19 protein-coding genes and 1 pseudogene are annotated in these 19,881 nt (G+C 62.6%); 9 read left to right on the top strand and 11 right to left on the bottom strand.

Translation table 11 applies throughout. The features are described 5' to 3' along the window. Positions 1–44: 44 nt before the first annotated feature. The 8 genes from FXB41_RS14220 to FXB41_RS14255 all read right to left on the bottom strand — a co-directional run bounded on the left by FXB41_RS14220 (position 45) and on the right by FXB41_RS14255 (position 9,036). Complete coding sequence (locus FXB41_RS14220) at positions 45–746, bottom strand: ABC transporter ATP-binding protein (RefSeq protein ID WP_007603608.1); 702 nt, start codon at positions 744–746, stop codon at positions 45–47. Positions 747–753: 7 nt separating this feature from the next. Continuing rightward, positions 754–2,034, bottom strand: coding sequence for a lipoprotein-releasing ABC transporter permease subunit (locus FXB41_RS14225; protein WP_007603606.1), 1,281 nt, complete (start codon positions 2,032–2,034; stop codon positions 754–756). Positions 2,035–2,124: 90 nt separating this feature from the next. Beyond that, on the bottom strand, positions 2,125–3,444 hold the full coding sequence (gene proS / locus FXB41_RS14230; RefSeq protein ID WP_007603605.1) for a proline--tRNA ligase: 1,320 nt from the start codon (positions 3,442–3,444) through the stop codon (positions 2,125–2,127). A gap of 153 nt (positions 3,445–3,597) precedes the next feature. After that, positions 3,598–5,160 (bottom strand): copper resistance CopC/CopD family protein, encoded by a 1,563-nt coding sequence (locus tag FXB41_RS14235; RefSeq protein WP_007603604.1) that lies wholly within the window; start codon positions 5,158–5,160, stop codon positions 3,598–3,600. Further along, a complete protein-coding gene (locus tag FXB41_RS14240; protein WP_007603602.1) occupies positions 5,160–5,678 on the bottom strand; it encodes a YcnI family copper-binding membrane protein in 519 nt (172 codons plus the stop codon). Before FXB41_RS14240 ends, FXB41_RS14235 begins: the two co-directional genes overlap by 1 nt. A 32-nt stretch (positions 5,679–5,710) precedes the next feature. Next, entirely contained in the window at positions 5,711–6,229 is a 519-nt protein-coding gene (locus tag FXB41_RS14245) for a copper chaperone PCu(A)C (RefSeq protein WP_035995788.1), read from the bottom strand. Positions 6,230–6,369: 140 nt separating this feature from the next. Then, complete coding sequence (locus tag FXB41_RS14250; protein ID WP_007603599.1) at positions 6,370–8,577, bottom strand: TonB-dependent receptor family protein; 2,208 nt, start codon at positions 8,575–8,577, stop codon at positions 6,370–6,372. An 84-nt stretch (positions 8,578–8,661) separates the two neighbouring features. After that, complete coding sequence (locus FXB41_RS14255) at positions 8,662–9,036, bottom strand: DUF2946 family protein (protein WP_246648831.1); 375 nt, start codon at positions 9,034–9,036, stop codon at positions 8,662–8,664. A gap of 477 nt (positions 9,037–9,513) precedes the next feature. Here FXB41_RS14255 and FXB41_RS14260 point away from each other — a divergent pair, with 477 nt between their 5' ends. From FXB41_RS14260 to FXB41_RS14275, 4 genes are all read left to right on the top strand, one after another. Further along, positions 9,514–9,918, top strand: a complete 405-nt coding sequence (locus tag FXB41_RS14260) for a globin (RefSeq protein ID WP_007603597.1) — start codon at positions 9,514–9,516, stop codon at positions 9,916–9,918. 141 nt (positions 9,919–10,059) lie between these two features. Beyond that, positions 10,060–11,082 (top strand): sugar ABC transporter substrate-binding protein, encoded by a 1,023-nt coding sequence (locus tag FXB41_RS14265; protein ID WP_219682208.1) that lies wholly within the window; start codon positions 10,060–10,062, stop codon positions 11,080–11,082. A 6-nt stretch (positions 11,083–11,088) separates the two neighbouring features. Next, the gene (locus FXB41_RS14270) at positions 11,089–12,591 is read left to right on the top strand and encodes a sugar ABC transporter ATP-binding protein (RefSeq protein WP_007603595.1); all 1,503 of its coding nucleotides are present in this window, start codon (positions 11,089–11,091) and stop codon (positions 12,589–12,591) included. Between the two features lie 12 nt (positions 12,592–12,603). Then, positions 12,604–13,632 carry an ABC transporter permease gene (locus FXB41_RS14275; protein WP_007603594.1) on the top strand — a complete coding sequence of 343 codons (1,029 nt, stop codon included), beginning with the start codon at positions 12,604–12,606 and terminating at the stop codon, positions 13,630–13,632. A 339-nt stretch (positions 13,633–13,971) separates the two neighbouring features. Here FXB41_RS14275 and FXB41_RS14280 read toward each other — a convergent pair whose 3' ends face one another. Both FXB41_RS14280 and FXB41_RS14285 read right to left on the bottom strand, forming a co-directional pair. Next, the gene (locus FXB41_RS14280; protein WP_219682209.1) at positions 13,972–14,664 is read right to left on the bottom strand and encodes an L-2-amino-thiazoline-4-carboxylic acid hydrolase; all 693 of its coding nucleotides are present in this window, start codon (positions 14,662–14,664) and stop codon (positions 13,972–13,974) included. Positions 14,665–14,706: 42 nt separating this feature from the next. Continuing rightward, positions 14,707–15,099, bottom strand: a complete 393-nt coding sequence (locus tag FXB41_RS14285) for a RidA family protein (RefSeq protein WP_219682210.1) — start codon at positions 15,097–15,099, stop codon at positions 14,707–14,709. A 128-nt stretch (positions 15,100–15,227) separates the two neighbouring features. On the opposite strand from FXB41_RS14285, the gene FXB41_RS14290 reads away from it, so the two are divergent. The 5 genes and pseudogenes from FXB41_RS14290 to FXB41_RS40695 form a co-directional block, all read left to right on the top strand. Continuing rightward, positions 15,228–15,854, top strand: a complete 627-nt coding sequence (locus tag FXB41_RS14290; RefSeq protein WP_007603589.1) for a LysR family transcriptional regulator — start codon at positions 15,228–15,230, stop codon at positions 15,852–15,854. Positions 15,855–15,923: 69 nt separating this feature from the next. Then, entirely contained in the window at positions 15,924–16,421 is a 498-nt protein-coding gene (locus tag FXB41_RS40685) for an alpha/beta hydrolase family protein (RefSeq protein WP_246648833.1), read from the top strand. Further along, positions 16,411–16,908 carry an alpha/beta hydrolase family protein gene (locus tag FXB41_RS40690; RefSeq protein WP_246648834.1) on the top strand — a complete coding sequence of 166 codons (498 nt, stop codon included), beginning with the start codon at positions 16,411–16,413 and terminating at the stop codon, positions 16,906–16,908. Before FXB41_RS40685 ends, FXB41_RS40690 begins: the two co-directional genes overlap by 11 nt. A 342-nt stretch (positions 16,909–17,250) precedes the next feature. Continuing rightward, positions 17,251–18,510 carry a lipoprotein-releasing ABC transporter permease subunit gene (locus tag FXB41_RS14300; protein ID WP_219682211.1) on the top strand — a complete coding sequence of 420 codons (1,260 nt, stop codon included), beginning with the start codon at positions 17,251–17,253 and terminating at the stop codon, positions 18,508–18,510. 95 nt (positions 18,511–18,605) lie between these two features. Then, positions 18,606–18,749, top strand: a pseudogene (locus tag FXB41_RS40695) (LysR family transcriptional regulator); the annotation flags it as partial. 118 nt (positions 18,750–18,867) lie between these two features. Here the strand turns inward: FXB41_RS40695 and FXB41_RS14305 are convergent. Continuing rightward, positions 18,868–19,827: a LysR family transcriptional regulator gene (locus FXB41_RS14305; RefSeq protein ID WP_219682212.1), complete on the bottom strand. Its 960-nt coding sequence runs from the start codon at positions 19,825–19,827 to the stop codon at positions 18,868–18,870. Between the last annotated feature and the right edge of the window lie 54 nt (positions 19,828–19,881).

Consider the following 19,881-nt stretch of genomic DNA (forward strand, 5'->3'; position numbering starts at 1 on the left):
GGCCAAGCACTTGGCTACTGTGCATGGGGTTGTTTTCGCGGTTTTTACTCGAGCTCGACCACCTGGCCGTTCGACAGCGACACGCGGCGGTCCATGCGGCCGGCGAGCTCCATGTTGTGGGTCGCGATCAGCATGGAGACCTTGGTCGCCTTGACGAGCTGCATCAGGGCCTGGAAGACGTGGTCCGCGGTGTGCGGATCGAGATTGCCGGTCGGCTCGTCCGCGAACAGCACCCGCGGAGCATTGGCCACGGCGCGCGCGATCGCAACGCGCTGCTGCTCACCGCCCGACAGCTCAGACGGACGGTGCGTGATGCGCTCGCCGAGGCCGAGATAGCCCAGGATTTCCTTGGCGCGCTTGACGCTCTCGGACTTCTTGAGGCCGCGGATCATCTGCGGCATCATCACATTTTCGAGCGCCGAGAACTCCGGCAGCAGCCGGTGCGACTGGTAGACGAAGCCGATGTCGGTACGGCGAAGCTGGGTGCGCTCGATGTCGGGCAGTTGCGAGGTCGGCGCGCCATTGACGTAGACCTCGCCGGAATCAGGCGCTTCCAACAGTCCCGCAATGTGCAGCAGCGTCGACTTGCCCGAGCCGGACGGCGCCACCAGCGCGACGGACTGGCCCGCCCACAGCGCGAGCTTGGCGCCGTCGAGGATCGTCAGCGGCACCTCGCCCTGCAAGTACTGTCGCTTTATCTCGTGGAGATAAATGACCGGTACATCTTCCGCCCCCTGGCTCTCCATCAGCCCCTCACTCGTACCGCAGCGCTTCGACGGGATCGAGGCGCGCGGCGCGCCAAGACGGATACAGCGTCGCCAGGAACGATAGCGTCAGCGCCATGATGACGACGGCCGAGGTCTCGCCGATGTCGATCTCGGCGGGCAGCTTCGACAGGAAATACAGCTCTGGCGAAAATAGCTCGGTGCTGGTCAGCCAGGACAGGAATTGCCTGATCGATTCGATGTTCAGGCAGATCACCAGCCCGACGATGAAGCCGACCATCGTACCGACCACGCCGATCGAGGCGCCCGTGATCAGGAAGATGCGCATGATCGAGCCTTGCGAAGCCCCCATCGTGCGCAGGATCGCGATGTCGCTGCCCTTGTCCTTCACCAGCATGATCAGGCCGGAGACGATGTTGAGCGCCGCGACTAGCACGATCATGGTGAGGATCAGGAACATCACGTTGCGCTCGACCTGGAGCGCGTTGAAGAAGGTCGAGTTGCGCTGGCGCCAGTCCACCAGGAACACCGGCCGGCCCGCCGCCTCCGTCACGGCCTGGCGGAACGCGACGATCTGATCCGGATTGGTGGTGAAGACCTCGATCGAGGTGACGTCGTTGCTGCGGTTGAAATAGGCCTGCGCCTCCGCGAGCGGCATGAACACGAAGCCGAGATCATACTCGGACATTCCGATCTCGAACACCGCCGCGATCTTGTACGGTTTTATGCGCGGTGTCGTGCCCATCGGGGTGACCGCGCCCTTCGGCGCCACCAGCGTGATGCTGTCGCCGGCGTGCAGCGACAGCTGGTCGGCGAGGCGCCGGCCGATCGCGACCCCCTGCCCGTCGTCAAAGCCCTCGAGCGAACCCTGCTTGATGTTCTTGGCAATCGAGGTGAGGTTGTTGAGGTCGTCGGAGCGGATGCCGCGCACCAGCACGCCGGAGGCGTTCCACGGCGATGACGCCAGCGCCTGGCCATCCACCACGGGCGCTGCGAGCCGGATGCCCTGGACCTGGCTGAGGCGGTCGGCGACGTCCTTCCAGTCGGTCAGCGGCGACTCCAGCGGCTGGACCAGGATGTGGCCGTTGAGCCCGAGGATCTTGTCGAGCAGCTCCTTGCGGAAGCCGTTCATGACGGCCATGACGATGATCAGCGTCGCCACGCCCAGCATGATGCCGAGGAAGGAGAACCCGGCGATGACCGAGATGAATCCCTCCTTGCGGCGCGCCCGTAAGTAGCGCGCCGACAGCATCCACTCGAATGGCGCAAAAGGCGCGGTTTGAACGGTTTCGGTCATGGTCTCATCCATCGCTCGATAGTCCCATGATTCGGGGTCAAATGTGGCCGGATTGGCGGCCGCAATCTGGGGCGATGAACAATATTCAGCCGACCAGCCTTATCAGCCCACAAGTCTTGCGACCACGTCCGCAGGCGACATGGTCTCGCGGGCGCCGTCACTTCGCCGCTTGAGCTCGACCTTGCCGTCGGCGAGCCCTTTCGGCCCGATCATGATCTGCCAGGGAATGCCGATCAGGTCGGCGGCGGCGAATTTGGCTCCGGCGCGCTGGTCGGTGTCGTCGTAGAGCACGTCGACGCCCTTGGCGGACAGCTCCGCATAGAGCTTCTCGCAGGCCGCATCGACCGCCGCATCGCCCTGCTTGAGGTTGAGAATCGACACGCGGAACGGGGCAACGGCCTCCGGCCATTTGATGCCGGCATCGTCATGGCAGGCCTCGATGATGGCGCCGAGCAGGCGCGAGACGCCGACGCCGTAGGAGCCGCCATGGATCGGCACGTCGACCCCGTCGGGGCCCGCCACCAGCGCCTTCATCGCGTCGGAATATTTCGTGCCGAAATAGAAGATCTGCCCAACCTCGATCCCGCGGGTGTTCACCCGCTTGTCCGCGGGCACTTCCTGCTCGAAGCGCGCCGCGTCGTGAACGTCTTCCGTCGCCGCATAGACCGAGGTCCATTGCTTGATGATCGGCGTCAAATCGCTCTCGTAGTCGACGTCCTCGCCCGGCACCGGCAGGTCCAGCACGTCGCGATTGATGAACACGCCGGATTCGCCGGTCTCGGCGAGCACGATGAACTCGTGGCTGAGATCGCCGCCGATCGGGCCGGTCTCGGCGCGCATCGGGATCGCCTTCAGCCCCATCCGCGCGAAGGTGCGCAAATACGCCACGAACATCTTGTTGTAGGCGACGCGCGCCGCGGCCTCGTTGAGGTCGAACGAATAGGCATCCTTCATCAGGAACTCGCGGCCGCGCATCACGCCAAAGCGGGGACGCTGCTCGTCGCGGAATTTCCACTGAATATGATAGAGATTCAGCGGCAGGCTCTTGTAGGACTTCACATAGGCGCGGAAGATCTCGGTGATCATTTCCTCGTTGGTCGGCCCGTATAGCAGCTCACGCTTGTGCCGGTCGGCGATGCGCAGCATCTCGGGGCCATAGGCATCGTAGCGGCCGCTCTCGCGCCAGAGATCGGCAAGCTGAAGCGTCGGCATCAACAGTTCCAGCGCGCCGGAGCGGTCCTGCTCCTCGCGCACGATCTGCTCGATCTTCTTGAGCACGCGGAAGCCGAGCGGCAGCCAAGCGTAGATGCCGGCGGCCTCCTGCCGGATCATGCCGGCACGCAGCATCAGCCGATGCGAGACGATCTCCGCCTCTTTCGGATTTTCCTTCAGGATGGGCAGAAAGAACCGCGACAACCGCATGGCAATACTCGAGGAATCAGTGATGGCTTGCAGTGAAACCGGATTGGGAGCCAAAACACAAGACCGGGAATGAGGAAAACCCGCTAACACAGCGGAATTCCTGTCATTTTTCCGTCGACTTCAGGTTCGACGTGATGCGCCGAAGAGCCCGATTCAGGGCGCCGCCACCTCGAGCTCGTCCTCCAGCGTGATCTTCTCGAAATCGCTCAAGAGCGCGTCGATCCGCACATGCCAGCGGCCGGCAAAGGGCAGCTCGACCTTGCGCACGTGCCAGTAGCGGTCCGGCCCGCGCGAGGCGTCCCGCTCCATCGGCTCGATGCCGCGTTCGGGCAGGCTCAGCGTCAGCGTCACCTCCTTGGCCTCAAGCACCGCCCCCTCGCCGGTCATGAGCTGCAGCACGAAATCGTCGATACCCGCCTTACCCGGCGAGACCAGGACCTGGAACATCGCCCTGTCGGTGTGGATGTGGATCGCCAGCGGCGTCTCTGGAATGATCGTCCGCGGCGGCGGCGTGAAGCGCCAGCCGGCCACGACGGCGAAGATGCCGAGCGCGATGGCGCATTCGAGCACGATCGAGCGCTTCAGGCTCTGCGCGGCCTTGTGATCCCCCGCCAGAGCCGGAGTCAGGCGAAAGCGGTTGAGCGCGGCAAGCGCCAGCAGCACGAGCACCAGCGCCAGCTTGATCGAGAGGATGAGTCCATACCGAGTCTCGACCAATGCGGACGGCTTCTCAAGCTGGACGATGGCGAGCGCGAGGCCGGTCAATGCCAGAACGCCAACGGCCAGCGCGGCGATGCGGGAGAAGCGGTTCACGACAGGCAATGCCGCGGCCGATGTCTTTGACAACAGGGCGACCAGCGGCGCGAGGGCCCCAATCCAAAAGGCCACACCGAGACCATGGAGAAAGATTGTCGGGCGGGTCAACAGTTCGGGCGGTGCCGTAGCGGCGTGCCCGGTCATGGCCAGCGACAAGCCGACGCCGACGAAGGCAATGATCGCCAGAGCGCGCGCGCACCACGCGTGGCCTAGCGCCAGCAGCGCGAACAGCATTGCAGCGATGGCCACGAGCAAGGCTGGGCCCGCGCTGGTCCCGGATGCGACTTTCCAGGGAGCCATCGTCGCGAGAGCGGACAGCGGTAGGCCGAGGAGATCCAGCCCCAACACGCCAATGGACACCACCGCGCTCGTGAGGCCGATGGCGAGCGCCACGCGCGGAACGGTCATGCCGGTCATCGACCACGCAACCCAGCGAGCAAAGAACACGCCGCCGACGCCGACGAACAGGCCAAGATTGAGACCGACCCGCGCCAGCCAGATCAGCACGTTCAATCCGCCATCGGCGTTTGCGGGAGGTTGCGTCCCCGTCGGCGTGCCGATCGAGAAGATCGCCGATCCCGCGACGGGATGGCCGTCCTGCGAAATGACGCGATAGCTGACGACGGCCGTGCCCTGCGGCAGGTCCGCCGGCATCACGACCGAGATGGTCTCGCCCGATGCGTTGACGCGCACATCATCCCGCGCCCTGCCCGCGCCGTCGATCAGCCGGATCGCGCCCGGCGTCACTGTCTCATTGAAGCGCAACTCCACCGCCTTTGGCGCGCTCGCGAGCATGCTGCCGCTCGCCGGCTCGACCGCGACCAGCGCCGCGTGCGCCGAGACGCCGGTTGCGAAGCCGACGACGAGGAGCAGCGTCGCGAGCGCGGCGAGCAGGCGCATCAGGGTTTTGGCAGGAGTTTTACGCCCGGCGCCGGTGACTTGCCCTCGTGCGAATGCCCGGCCCCCTCCGCGGGGATCTCGATCCAGCGGCTGACGCCGGTCTCGCATTCCTGGATTACGGGAAAGTACAGGATTGTGTTCGGTTTGAGCGTGTCGGTCAGGGCCGTGTGCATGACGAACTCGTCATAGTTCTTGTCCGGCAGCTTGCCGCCGGACCAAGTCACCTCCTTGACGCCGGAGGAGAGCCTGTTGCCGTGATAATCGTATTCGCCGGCGTATTTGCCCTCGACCACGTCAACACTCCAGCCCGCCTTCGGCATCGGTTTCACCGCGATCACGCCTTCCGGGATCTGCACCCGGATTTTCACCGTGGGCGAGCCCGCGCAGCCGTGCGGGACGGCGAAGACGGCCTTGTAGGAAGCACCGACCGTGGCCTGCTTGCCTTCGAGGAAGACGTGCGCGGTCGCTGGCGTTGCCGCAAAGACGCTCAGAAAGATCAGCCAGGTTCGCTTCGACATATTGGGTCTCCCGAAGGTCCAGATCATGCTCGTCACATCTTCATTCCCGAATGATCCGGCATTTTCTTCATCATGTGCCCGCCCTCGCCCGGCGCCTGGGCGCCGACGCCCTGTACGTCGAGGGAGACGGCGACCTTGCCGGCCTTCTCGAACTGAAGCGTCACCGGCACCTTGTCGCCCTGCTTGAAGGGGCCCTTCAGCTCCTGCAGCATCAGGTGGTAGCCGCCGGGGGCGAACTTCACCGTCTTGCCGGGATCGATCACGAGACCCTTGTCGAGCAGACGCATCTTCATCACGCCATTGTCCATCGCCATCTCGTGGACCTCAGCCTTCCCCGCGATCTCGGCGGAGACGCCGACCAGCTTGTCGGCCACTGTGCCCTTGTTCTCGATGGTGAGATAGCCGCCGGCGACCTTAGCGCCGCCCGGTGTCGCCCGGCTCCACGCCTGCGAGATGACGAGATCGCCCGCCTTGACGTCGTCGGCCCGCGCGACGGCACAGCCGGTCAGCAACAGTGAAATTGCAAGGAGAGTTCGTCCGATAGTCTTCATGTTGATTGCCTCTTTCACGATTGATCGGGCCGAGAATGGCCCTGCATTCTTCCGCGACACCCTTCCGCTGCCTTCAGCATCGGCATTCGGAACGCCGGCCTGCCGCGGAGCCGAACATAGACCCAAGTGCCATTTGCCCGTCACCATCGATACCTCATTCCAGCGTACACTGCTCTTCCCGTACCCGGCTCAAACAATGCTGACGTCGCCGTCGCTCGATCGATGATGCTCGCGCTGGCTATGTAGGTCTTGTTGGTGAGATTGCGCCCCTCGATGTAGGCAGACATCGGGCCGCCATTGTCGAACCCGGCTTTCAATCCCAACAAGGCGTAAGGCTCTGTCGTCAGCGTGTTCATGCTGTCCACAAAGTAGGCCTGTGGCACCCATTCGACGTTGGGTCCAACATAGAAACCGGTAGGGTGCTTGTAGAGAAGCTCCGCGCGCAAATAGTGACTTGGGGCTCCCGGCAATCGATTGTTTCCGAAAGTGGGATCTTTGTCGAAGCGGAAGTCGTTGAAGGAATAAGCGACATTCAGCCAGATTTTGTCCGGCGCCGGGCCGTTGACGAAGATGTCACGAAAGATTGCTGCGCCCGCGCCGGCCTCGATGCCTTGATGGATGGTGTGGTCGGCATTGGTCACATTGCAGTTGCCAAAAGCACTATAGAGGCATTGCAGTTCGTCGCGAATGTTGGCCCGGTACGCCGTCAGTTCCCAGGCGTAATCAGGCCGCTTCATGCGAGACCCGATTTCGTACGTGGTCGCAATCTGCGGGCGGATGCTGGTGAACGGAATCGTCGGAATGCCAGGACCAATCGCGCTTTCGCCGAAGCTCGGCACCTCGGCGCTCCGCGAGACATTGGCGAAGGCCTGCCAGGCGGGATCGATTTGCCACAACAGACCGCCTTTCGGCGACCAGACATTAAAGCGCGTTGCCCCCGATTGATCCCCGTCGCTGAGGAAACGATCCTGCCGATTGCGGGTCGCGTACAGAAATTGCGTGCCGCCGATCACCGCAAGATTTGGAATGACGTAGAAGCTGTCTTCGACATAGGCGGAGGTATTCTCCGACCGATCGATCGAGGAAGAAAGCAGTGCACCCTTCTGCCCGCCAATGTTGGCGAACTGCTGGTTGTCGATGCTGCCGTTCAGCACATAGACGCCCGCGACCAACCTGTTGCGGAAGCCGCCAATGGTGCGGTCATCCGTGATCTTCGCGAATCCTCCATAGTCCTTGTAACGGTAGTCCAGCCACTGGAAAATCGGATGCATCAAATGGCGATCGACACCAAAGGCGCCGAATTCGACTTTGGTGTCATCGAAACGAACGGTGGTTTTGTTGGCGAGCCTGACAGTATCGATATTGCGCTGCTGATCCATCGCAACATTCGCGGGTGCAGCAGCTTCCGGATCGGTCAAAGCGGATGTCTTGGTCACGGTACCCGGGATTCGCTGCCGGACTTCGTTGGCATTGAGGTAGAACCGGGTCTCGACATCCGGTGAGAACTGATACCCAATATTGCCGCTCAAACGGTTGCTCGAGCCAAAACTGTGATCGCGAAAACCGTCCGCGGCCTGCGCGGAAGCGGTCACGAAACCGTCCCACCGCCCGTTGACGCCTCCTGCGTTCGCCTGAAGGCGTTTGTAGCCGAATCCTCCGACATCGAAGGACACACCATTCGGAAACGAGTCGCGGCCGGTCGGAGTCACGAAGTTGATCGCGCCTCCGAGCGAATTGGCGCCAAACTGAAGCGCGTTGCCGCCCTTGAAGACTTCGACATATTTGTAGGCGCTCGGATCGATCTCCTGGAAATCGCCATAACCATCCGCGGTGTTGATCGGAATGCCGTCCATATAGAGCTGCACGCCGCGCAGATGAAAATTGCGCGACAGGCCGGACCCGCGAATCGAAAGGCGGGTGTCGTCGCCCCATTTGGGCTGGGCGTACACGCCGGGCACGTAATCCAGAACATCCTTGATCGTGTTGGACGGCGTCGAGTTCCTGTACGCATCGGCCGAGACGAGCGCCACGCCGCCCGGAGTCTGGTTAATCTCCGCCAGCGCTTGTTGCGCAGTCAGAACCGTCAGGGCACCCGGAGCCCCTGCACTCTGTTCGCTCGCGGTTTGCTGCGGCGATGGGGTCGTTCGCAGGCTTCGCGTGACGCGGGCCGATCGCGCAGAATTGCGTGGCGATCGGACGGCCGACGCACGCTTCTGCTGAGGCGCCTCAACTGTGATAGGCGGCAGCACTGCGCTGCTGCTTTGGGCAAAGGCTCCGTTCGATGATGCAAGCAGCGCGGCCTGAATGGCAACGACGCTCACACCACGGCGGGCATGACAACGTAACATGGGGCATTCCTGACGCCGGGCTTTCTCTCCGGCCTTTCGACAGCATTAATCGCCTACGGCGGACCGCGGCGATCACGAGAGTCGTCAGGAAAATTGAGGCGGTGCGCGCGCCTGCGCGTTTGTGCCTTTATGGGCCGCCCCGGCGGATGCCTCCGCCGCGTGCCACACCACGCGTTCGGCATGGCGGAAGGGAACGGAGAGCGCGGCATGCGGCGACGAATCGAGCGACGCGCCCACCTGCGCCAGGCAACAGAGGGCACACGCACCGGCATGTGCGACCGGCGTACCCGCTGGGTCGTTCAGGCCGCCCTGCTCGCTCGCGCTGTGGCAGATGACGGCGGCGGACAACGGATCGGCCACGGCTTGGCCGGCCGCCAGACAGGCGGCAATCGGCGCCAGCACCTGCATCACCAGGGCGAGCAGGACCAGAGGTAGGAATTTTTGCAGCCGTGCGCGCATCCGCCGAACCATTCGTTCGTCTACTAACTAAACACCGCGCTATGGCCGAGTCGAGCCCGGTTCCGCCGCCTTCTTAATCCAGCGCAAACTTCCCGGAAAACCGTGGTCCGACCGCCCACGGGAGGGAACCTCCGGCATTTGAGGCAGTCGAGCCGATGGCCCATCCACAGATTTCTTATGTTTGTCATATGCTTACCCGGCCGGCAGCCCGATCATTTCGTCAATTGCTCGAATTTTGAACATTCGTTGCCGAAAATGATGACAAGTGAGAAAAGTTGATCTAGCATCCCCTTGCTCAGGCTGGCCGCGAGGTCGAAGTCTGGTGGTCCAAGTCTCGGGAGGAGCCCCTGACGCGCAAAATGCAGCGTCGCCCCGCCAATCAAGATCAAATCTTAGAATCGGGGATAATAGGGTCGACACAATTTTCGAGCGGGGCTAGGGCCCCGCTCTTTTTTTGTCTGAATGGCCACAGCGCCGATGAACCTGTCTCCCAATCCGATCGAACAGAGCTTTGAACTTGCAGCCTCGCGCTGCATCGACCTCACGCCACTCGTCTATCGACGGCTGTTCGAACAGCATCCCGAAACGCGGGCGATGTTCCGCAAACAAGGCAGCGAACTCGTGATGGGCTCGATGCTGGCACTCACGATCGAGGCGATTCTCGACTTCGCCGGTGATCGCCGTGGGCAATTCCGGCTGATCGCATGCGAGGTCGTGTCGCACGATGGCTACGGCACGCCGCGCGAGCTGTTCACTGCCTTCTTCGCCGTCGTCAGGGACACGCTGCGCGATCTTCTCGGCGATGAATGGTCGTCGGACATCGCGCAGGCCTGGGACCGACTGCTCATCGAGATCGACGCGTTCGCCGGCGCCCCGGCCTGACGATTTGCGCTGCACCAACGCGTCTCGCGGCGATCCCGCCGTTGATTGCGGATTGAGTGGCGCCAACTCTTGTGAGACACTTTCGGACATCGGTCGCGCAATCAATGACGCGTCGAAAATAGAATTGTATGGGAGCGAGCGATGTCCGGGACGAAAGATTTCTCGACGACGAGGCGCGATCTTCTTCAGGCGGCAGCAATCGCCGGCGCCGCGACTGCCATCCTCGGCAGCATGGGCATAAACCCCGCCCTTGCAGCCGAAGTCGGACGCAGCGAGAAGCCGCTGAAAGCGGCGTTCTCCAACGCAGGCCTCCAGGCGACCTGGTGCGCGCAGGGCAAGCAGGCGGCGGAATTCTGGGGCAAGCTGTTCAATGTCGAAGTCACCTGGTTCGACGGCCAGCTCGATGCCGTGAAGCAGCGCGCGGCGATCGACAACATGGCGTCGCAGAAATGGGACTTCGTCGCGATCCAGGCTTTTGGCATCGGCACCCTCACCCAGCCGGTGCAGAAGATGATCGACGCCGGCACGCCCGTGATCGACATGGACACGCTGATTGCGCCGCTGGACCAGATCAATGTCCACTCCTTCCTCGCCCCTGACAACGAGTTCATGGGCGCCTCGGTGACGCAGGCGCTCTGCAACGCCATGGGCGGCAAGGGCAAGATCATCATGACGCAAGGAGCCCTCGGCCACACCGGCGCGCAGGGCCGCGCCAAGGGCTTCAACAACGTCGTGAAGCAATTCCCCGGCATTGAGGTGCTGGACACGCAGCCGGCCGACTGGGATGTGTCGAAGACCGCACGTCTTTGGGAAACCTACCTGACGAAGTACCCGCAGATCGACGCGGCGTTCTTCCACAATGACGACATGGCGCTCGCCGCCGTCAACATCATGAAGGCGCGGGGCCGCACCAACATCCTGATTGGCGGCGTCGATGCGATGCCACCGGCGATCCAGGCGGTCAGCGAAGGCCGCATGTTTGCCACCGTCCGCAATCCGTCCTGCCGAATCCATGGCGGCGCGATCATCGCGGGCGTTTCCGCCGTAGTCGGCGGCGAAAAGAGCGGACAGGGCATTCCGAAGAACGTCGTTACCGACGGACCGGTCGTCACCAAGGCCAACGCCGCCGGGATGCAGTGGATGCAGGATCATTTCCTGATCTGAGTCTCCATGCGAGAGGATCGTTCGCCCATCCTGGAACTGCAGGGCATCACGAAGAGCTTCGGCGGCGTCGAGGCGCTTCGTGGTGTTGACTTCGCGCTCTCACCCGGCGAGATCCACGGTCTCGTCGGCGAGAACGGCGCGGGAAAAAGCACGCTGATGAAGATCATCGCCGGCGTGCACACAGAATTCTCCGGCCGCTTCCTGATCGACGGACAGGAGACGCATTTCCGCTCGGCCCGCGACGCGCACAGCGCCGGCATCGCCATGGTGCACCAGGAGCTGTCGGTCGCGCCCGACCTCACGGTCGCGGAGAACGTGTTTCTGGGCAACCAGCCGACCAACCGGCTCGGCCTGGTGCAATGGCGGCGGATGGCGCGCGAGGCCGGCGAGCAGCTCGCCCGCTTCGGCATCGATGTCGATCCGATGAGCAGGCTGGGTGACTTACCGATCGGGCTCCAGCAGCTGATCGAGATCGCCCGCGTGCTGTTCTCCGGCGCACGCATCGTCATCCTGGACGAGCCGACGTCCGCCCTCTCCCCGCCCGAGGTCGAGCGACTGTTCGCGACGCTGCGGCGCCTGCGCGAGGAAGGCACGGCGATCGTCTTCATCTCGCATTTCATCGAGGACATCTTGCGCGTGTCCGACACGGTGACTGTGTTCCGCAACGGGCGGAAGGTCGCGGAGACCGCAAGTGCGGCGACCAGCAAGGGCGCGCTGATCGAGGCCATGATCGGTCGCGGCGGCGAAGCGCTCGAGCACAGCTACAGCGACGATCTGATGCTGCCGCAGCCGAGCGACAGCTCGGTGGTCCTGAAGGTCAACCAATTGTCGCTGGCCCGCAGCCTGAAGGACATCTCCTTCGAGGCGCGCGCCGGCGAAGTGCTCGGCATCTACGGCTTCATGGGCTGTGGCCAGCAGGAATTATCCCGCATCCTGTTCGGCAAGCTGAAGCCGGACGGCGGCACGCTCGCGGTCGAGGGCAAGCCCAAGACTTTCGCGAGCACGGCAGCGGCGCGGCGCGCCGGCGTGGCGCTGGTGCCCGAGAGCCGGCGGGCGATGCTGTTTCACCAGGAGCCGGTCTACAAGAACATCTCGATCAGCATCCTCGATCGCATCTCGGCGTTGCTGCTGAAGCCGGCGCAGGAGCGCGACATCGCAAAGCGCCAGGTCGAGCAGCTCCAGATCAGACCGCCGGTGGTCGGCCTCGATCTCGGCATGCTCTCCGGCGGCAATCAGCAGAAAGTCGCGCTGGCGAAATGGCTGACCTATCCGCCCAAACTCCTGGTGCTGTGCGAGCCCACCCGCGGCATGGATGTCGGCGCCAAGAACGACGTCATCAACATCGTCCGCGATCTCCGCGCCAAAGGGCTTGCGATCATCGTGCTGTCGACCGAGCCGGAAACGGTGCTGTCACTGGCTGACCGCATCCTCGTGCTCAAGCGCGGCGCATTGGTGCGGGAGTTCACGAACGAGCCGGTCAGCAAGGACCGCCTGCTGGAAGCGGCGTGACGGAGAAGCACGATGGCGAGCAGTGACACGGCTTTGGCGGCGGGGCAGCGGGCGCGGGGGCTTGCGCCCTTCCTGCGCTCGCAGATGCGCAACATCGCCCCGTTCCTGACGCTGATTTTTCTGTCCGGCTTCTTTGCACTGGCCAGCCCCTCCTTCGCGACGCTGGACAATCTCGGCAACATCCTGACGCAGGTGTCGGTCACGGGAATCATCGCCGTCGGCCTCACCTTCGTGATCCTCTGCGCGGAGATCGACCTCTCGATCGCCAGCATCGCCAACGTCACGGGCATCGCGGTCGCCTACTTCACGCTCCAGGAATCCTACGTCAACATTCCCAACATTCCCCTGCCCGGAGCAGCGGCGATCCTGCTGGCTATTTTGCTCTGCGCGTTGCTCGGCCTCGTCAATGCGCTCGGGCTGACCGTGATCGGCATCCCCTCCTTCATCATGACGTTGGCGATGATGCAGATCGCGGCCGGCATCTCGGCGCTGCTGGTGCGCGGCCAGATCGCCTACAAGGTGCCCGGCGTGATTACCACGCTCGGCTCCGGCTCGATCGGCGGCATCCCATGGATCGTCATCGTCGCCGCGATCATGCTGCTTGGCGGCCATCTGGTGCTGACCTACACGCGCTTCGGCCGCTACGTCTACATGGTCGGCGGCAACCGCGAGGCGGCCGAATATTCCGGCCTCAACGTCAAGCTCATCCTCGGCGCGGTGATGGTCATTTCGGCAGTGTGCTCCGGGATCGGCGGCATGCTCGGTGTCGCCCATTTCGGCAGCGCGCAGCAGAACGAGTTCGATACCTATCTGCTCGACTCCATCGCCGCCGTCGTGGTCGGCGGCACCAGCCTGTTCGGCGGCCGCGGCGGCATCGGCAACACCATCGTCGGGCTGTTCGTGCTCGGCGTTCTCAACAACGGCCTCGACCACGTCAACATCGACAGCTTCCTGAAGATCCTGATCCGCGGCCTGATCCTGCTGGCGGCGCTTGTCATCAATGTCTATGCGCAGCGGCTGAGGGAAAAGGCGGTGGAATAGCCGCCCCTCAAAACCAAAAGCGCGAAAACAACCCCATGCACAGTAGAGACTGTGAGGGACTTCAACGACTTACAAAAATCCGAAATTGTGTAGCAGCGACCATGGCGGCGTTTGACTCGTCGGGCAAAACAGGAGCATGATGTCATCGTGGCGGTGTGCGCAGGTCGGCTCCGGACAGCGCCCCAACCTCCGTCATTGCGAGCGCAGCGAAGCAATCCAGACTGCCGCCGCGGAAAGATTCTGGATTGCTTCGCTGCGCTCGCAATGACGACGTGACCGCAGGGGCAATCCAGCCTCACCTTCGATCGCGGAGCATGAGACCGCGGCCTAGCTCTCGGCCTACTCATCCGCCCCAAGCCGCGAGAACCGGAAATTGCAGTGGCTCGCACCGCCCGCTAGCGTCTGTGTCCTCTCCAGGCGGATGCCTCGCGCTGCGTAGGCGACGAAATCGAGCCCGCAAATATTCGGCAGGACGTCCTTGTCTCCATGGCGCGCCGCGAGCTTGCAGAAGCCGCAAGCCTTGTAGTTGATGCCGAATTCAAAACTGTCACCCGTATCAGGCTCGACGAAATCATAGACGAAATCTTCCGGAAATTCGGTCTGATGGCTTTCGGTCGTGCTTCTCGCCGCCTGCTCGCGTAGCAGGGCCTGGTTCTCCGGCGACATGAATTGACGCCCCAAGGCGAGACGTTGCGCTTCCGATACGGTGAGCAATTGCGCCTTGTAGGTTTCCCGCTCGATCTCGCCGATCACAGCCACCGGCACGCCGTGGCGCCGCAGCACCCGGCTGATGGCCATGAAGCCCATCAACCGCATGAAGAAATCGCTCATGCGGCTCGCAGCGCCGCCGACATAGGGCATTTGGGTGAGCACGATTTCGAATTCGTCCATCACCTCCCGCCTGATGCCGTCGATGTCCGAAAGCTGCGCGCGCTCGCGCAACATCGCTCCGGCCAGGTCGAGCCGATCGCGCATGGCGGCCTCCATGGCACCGCGATGCGCTTCGTAAAACGGATGGATGATCTCAGCCATGGGACACCTGATATGATTGGCTCATTGCAAAGTCGGCCGGTTTCACTCGGCGGCGATCGCCTCGATCTCCAGCAGCCATTTGCTGTCGACGGTCTCGACAATCACGACCGTCAGCGCGGGCTGGTGTTCGCCCAGCATCGCGCGACGAATGGAGCGGTTGGTCACGAGTTGAGCGCGGTCGGTCAGGAACGTGGTGACCTTGACCAGATGCGCGACGCCAAGGCCCGCGGCGGCGAGCACCTCGATCAAATTGCGCCAGGCCTGCTCGCACTGCGCCTCAAAACCGTCAGGGACGGTGCCGTCGGATCTCTGGGGCACCTGGCCGCTGATGAACAACAGGCGGCGATGCTGCGTCAGTTCAAGTCCCATGCAGTAGCCGCCGGCGGGAGCATGGACCGTTGCGGGATTGTGGCTGACGATGTGAGCTGGGGACATAGGATTTCTCCGGATTGCAGGTCGATCGTATCCGGCGCCGTCACCGCTTCGCAAAGCATCATCGCTGCGGCTCAGCGCAAGAAAATCTATTGCAAGGCCACAGCTCATCGGTGTCAAAATGGAGACCGATGACCTACATCCTTCCCCCACTCAACGCGCTCCGCGCGTTCGAAGCCGCCGCCCGGCATCTCAGCTTCAAGCTGGCCGCGCACGAGCTACACGTGACGCCCGCCGCCGTGGGGCAGCAGGTGAAGGCGCTGGAGGCGCGCCTCGGCGTGCAGCTTTTCGAGCGGCTGCACAAGCAGCTCATCCTCACCGTCGCCGGTCAGGCCTATCTGCCCGGGGTCTCCGAAGGCTTTCGCCACATTGCGGATGCGACCTCACAATTGAGGCCGGCAGGTGCGGTGCTGCTGCAATTGGGCATCCATGGCAGCTTCGACCTCCGCCGCCTCGATCTCGCGGCGTTTCGCAGCACGCATGCGGAGATCGGCTTACGGGTGCTGCATCCGGCCGGCCTGCACGAATTGGTCGAAGGCAAGGTCGACCTGCTGATCGCTCGCGGCCTCGGCCACCATCCGGGCTATCGCTGCGACCGGGTCGATGAGGGATCGGGTCTGGGTGATTGGCTCGTTGCGCCTGAAGGCACCGCGGATTGTCCCGAGATCGTCAGCTTCCGCGCGTGGCTGCGGGCGCTGCCGGCCCGGAACGCGCTCGGAAATCGTCGCCCTCGACTGGTCGGCGGCGTCGGGAGCTGAAAATGACCCAAAGGCGACATAATCGCTTGATTCAAGTTGTCTTCTTGTGAGGTGAAGCTACCGGGGCAAATGATGGGTCGCGCCAAGCTCGTTCTCGCTATTTGTTTCTTCTTCTTTGGGCTGACCGCGGCAAACGCTGCGGGGGTCAGAAATTTCGACATTCCCGCTGCCGCGGCCGGGCCGGCGATCAGGCTGCTGGTCTGGACACCATGCGCCGAGCCTCCAAAAGAGATGGACGCACGTGGTGCCATTTTCTTCGCCGTACCCGGGTGCTCGGTGACTGGCGAAAAGCTTCCTCTTATCGTGATATCGCATGGCAGGAGAGGATGGTTCGGTGGTCACCACGACACGGCCGCGGCGCTGGCCGATGCTGGTTTTGTCGTCGCTGCGCTCAATCATCCCGGTGACACCTGGCGCGATGCCAGCCGTACCGACAGCCTTTCCGTGCTCGTCGAACGCCCCGCGGATATCAAGCGACTGATCGACTACATGCTCGAAAGCTGGCCCGATGCATCGCGCATCGACGCCCGGCACATTGGCCTCTACGGCTTCTCGTTTGGCGGCTAGTCTCGCCGTCATCGGCGGCAATCCAGAATTACGAAAGGGCTTGTCCAATTGCGCGACATCGAGCCTGTTGGCTTGCAAGCAGCTTGAAAGCGGCGAGGTGCCGGGCCAACCGATCACACCTGACCCCCGCGTCATAGCCGCAGTAATGGCCGATCCTTATCCGGCTTTTGTTTTCTCCGAGGAGAACCTGAAGAAAATAGCGATACCGGTGCAACTATGGAGTTCCGATCCGGCGCAAAATGCTGACGGACTCTCCGGATGCTGTGCTTCAACGATCAAACAACGGCTCCCGGCGCCGGATTATCACTTCGTGGCCAACGCCAAACACTTCTCTTTTCTTGCCACTTGCATCCCGAAGGAGACGCAGGCCAACCCTACCGCTTGCACCGATGCGCCGAATTTCGACCGTGTCGATTTTCATCGGAGTTTCCACACCGACGTCGTGGCGTTTTACCGCAAGCACTTCGCTGACGGTGCTGGCCAATAGCGATACCGCTCTAACTGTTCCATTTATGGCCTGCACCGACAGCACTGAGCCTCGGGGAAACGATGTCTCAAGGCGGGGAGCGCGCGGAAATTACGCCGACGAGAGGCATTCGGCTAGTCCGCGACGTGGTGTTGGCTCGACTGAGGTGACGGCGCTCGAAACTTTGCGGTGCTGCCGCTTGATGGCGAAGCTAACTGCTACCGTGCGGTCCGGGAATTGGCTCGAAGTCGGGATCAGGCCGCCTGGATGACGGCCCAAACCAGACAACTTAAGCGTGCGCGACTAGCCAAGCGCGTCGCAATGGGACAGAATGACGGTCATTACCGGGCATAAGCTGAGATCATGACAGAGCCGCCGACCGCACCGTTTGCGCCCTTCGAATGGATGCTCTCAGCTCGCTATTTGCGGGCGCGCCGCAAGGACGGCTTTATCTCGGTCATCGCCGGATTTTCGTTTCTCGGCATTATGCTTGGCGTTGCCACGCTAATCATTGTCATGGCCGTCATGAACGGCTTCCGCAAAGAGCTTCTAGACAAGATCCTCGGTCTCAACGGTCACATTCTAGTCCAGCCGCTGGAAACACCTCTAACCGACTGGAAGGATATGGCCGAGCGTCTCAGCCTGGTGCCAGGTATCCGCTTGGCCGCGCCTGTCGTCGACGGCACCGCGCTAGCGTCGTCTTCCGGCGCATCTGGAGTTCTGGTGCGTGGCATTCGCGCCGACGATCTTAAGAAGCTCACCTCTATCGCCGACAACATCAAGCAAGGATCGATCGAAGGCTTTGACGAGAACCAGGGGGTTGCCATCGGGCAGCGCCTCGCCGATCAGCTCTCGCTCCATGCCGGTGACGCCATCACGCTCGTTGCGCAACACGGCGCGGTCACCCCGATGGGGGTTATGCCGCGGATCAAGAAGTGTGAAGTCAGAGCCATATTCGAGATTGGTATGTCTGAATATGATGCGAGCATGGTCTTCATGCCAATCGCAGAGGCTCAGTCGTACTTCAACCGCGACAAGGACGTGACTGCGGTCGAGATCTTTACAGCCGATCCCGCTCGCATCGATCAGTTTCGCAAGGCTGTGACGGAAGCAGCCGGGCGGCCAGTCTTCCTAGTGGACTGGCGGCAGCGGAACTCGACCTTCTTCAATGCGCTTCAGGTCGAGCGCAATGTGATGTTTCTGATTCTGACCATGATTGTGCTGGTAGCTGCGTTGAATATCGTATCTGGGCTCATCATGTTGGTGAAGGATAAGGGCAGCGATATAGCGATCCTCAGGACCATGGGTGCTTCACGAGGCTCGATCATGCGGATATTCCTGATTACGGGTGCTTCGATCGGCGTCGTGGGAACGTCGGTCGGGTTGGTCGTTGGGCTTCTCGTCTGTCTTAATATCGATTCGATCCGACAGTTTCTATCCTGGCTGACCAGCGCCGACTTGTTCCCGAGAGAACTCTATTTTCTCTCGAAGCTGCCAGCGGAGATTGATTTCGGGGAGACCAGCGCGGTCTTGATCATGGCGCTAACCCTGTCGCTTCTCGCAACGCTCTACCCATCGTGGCACGCCGCCCGGCTCGATCCCGTGGAAGCGCTTAGGCGGTGAGATCGACAATTGTTGTGGTCCCATGATGCCGAACCTAATTCCATCATGGCGTCGATCGCGCGTCTGGGAAGCGCGGATTGGCCCCCCTAAAGATATCAGGTCTGGGTGATTGGCTGATTGCGCCTGAGGGTACCGCGGATTGTCCCGAGATCGTCAGCTTCCGCGAATGGCTGCGTGCCCTGCCCGTCGGGAAGGCGCTCGCAAATCCCCGCCCTCGTCTGGTCGGCGTCAGACGATAGGCTCAACCGACAATCGATAGCCTCGCCGCGATGCCATTTCACATGTCGTTGGCGGATATCGATAGCACCAGACATCATAGGTTCTGGAGAGCCGAAACCGTCGACCGCCTCTGTCGCGTCAGGTCGAAACCGATTCCGTTCCACGCCTCGCGTGCCAACCAGATTTTCCCTCAACACGACTGCCGCCCATGCACTCCACAAGATAGTCCACGAATACTCGGACGCGAGCAGGCATGTTCGGCCCGCCGACGAAGACGGCGTGGAAGATCTCCTTGTCACCAGGATTGAACGGTTCGAGAAGCGGGACCAGGCGCCCCTCCGCGATCGCGTCCCCGAGACTGAAATTGCCGACACGGGCGATGCCGACGCCGTCGAGCGCCAGCTGGCCCAGTGTCTCGCCACTGTTCGCCTCGATGGCGCCTCGCACCTTCAGGGCGAAGTCGACTCCGTCCCGGCGGAACGGCCAAACCGGCTCGGCCCGGCGAAAACTGAAATTCAGGCAATTGTGGTTGTAGAGCTCTTCCGGCGTTTCGGGCACGCCCCAGCGCGCCAGGTAGTCCGGCGAGGCGACGATGGTTCGGCCGTTCTCGCTGAGGCGCCGCGCCGTGAGCGCGCTGTCAGTCAGCGGACCGCCGCGAACCGCCACATCCGCCTGCCCCGCAGCGACGTCAACGATCCCGTCGCCAAGATTGATGTCGACCACGATGTTCGGATAGCGGCGCACGAACTCGCCAAGCAGAGGCACGATGCAAAGACGCCCGTGGGAGACCGCAGCGCTGACCCGGATGCGGCCGCGCGGCGAACCCTGGTCGGAGATCGCCTGCTCGGCTTCGTCGAGATCGGCGAGAATGCGGCGGGCCGCGCTGAGATAGGCGCGGCCTTCCGCGGTCGGCGTCAACGCGCGCGTCGTCCGCAACAGCAAGCGTACGCCGAGCCGCTGCTCGACCCGGTCCAGAGTGCGGCTCACGGCCGACGGCGTCAGTCCAAACGCGCGACCCGCAGCCGAGAAGCTGCCGCCGTCGATGACCGCGCAGAACACTTCCAGTTCCCGGGCACGGTCCGCGGTATCTGCTGCCACCTTTGCGCTCCAGTCAAAAATGCTTGGCCTGGGTAGTAGCTAATCCCAACGATC

Origin of the sequence: Bradyrhizobium canariense, assembly GCF_019402665.1 — a bacterium.
Taxonomy (GTDB): Bacteria; Pseudomonadota; Alphaproteobacteria; order Rhizobiales; family Xanthobacteraceae; genus Bradyrhizobium; species Bradyrhizobium canariense.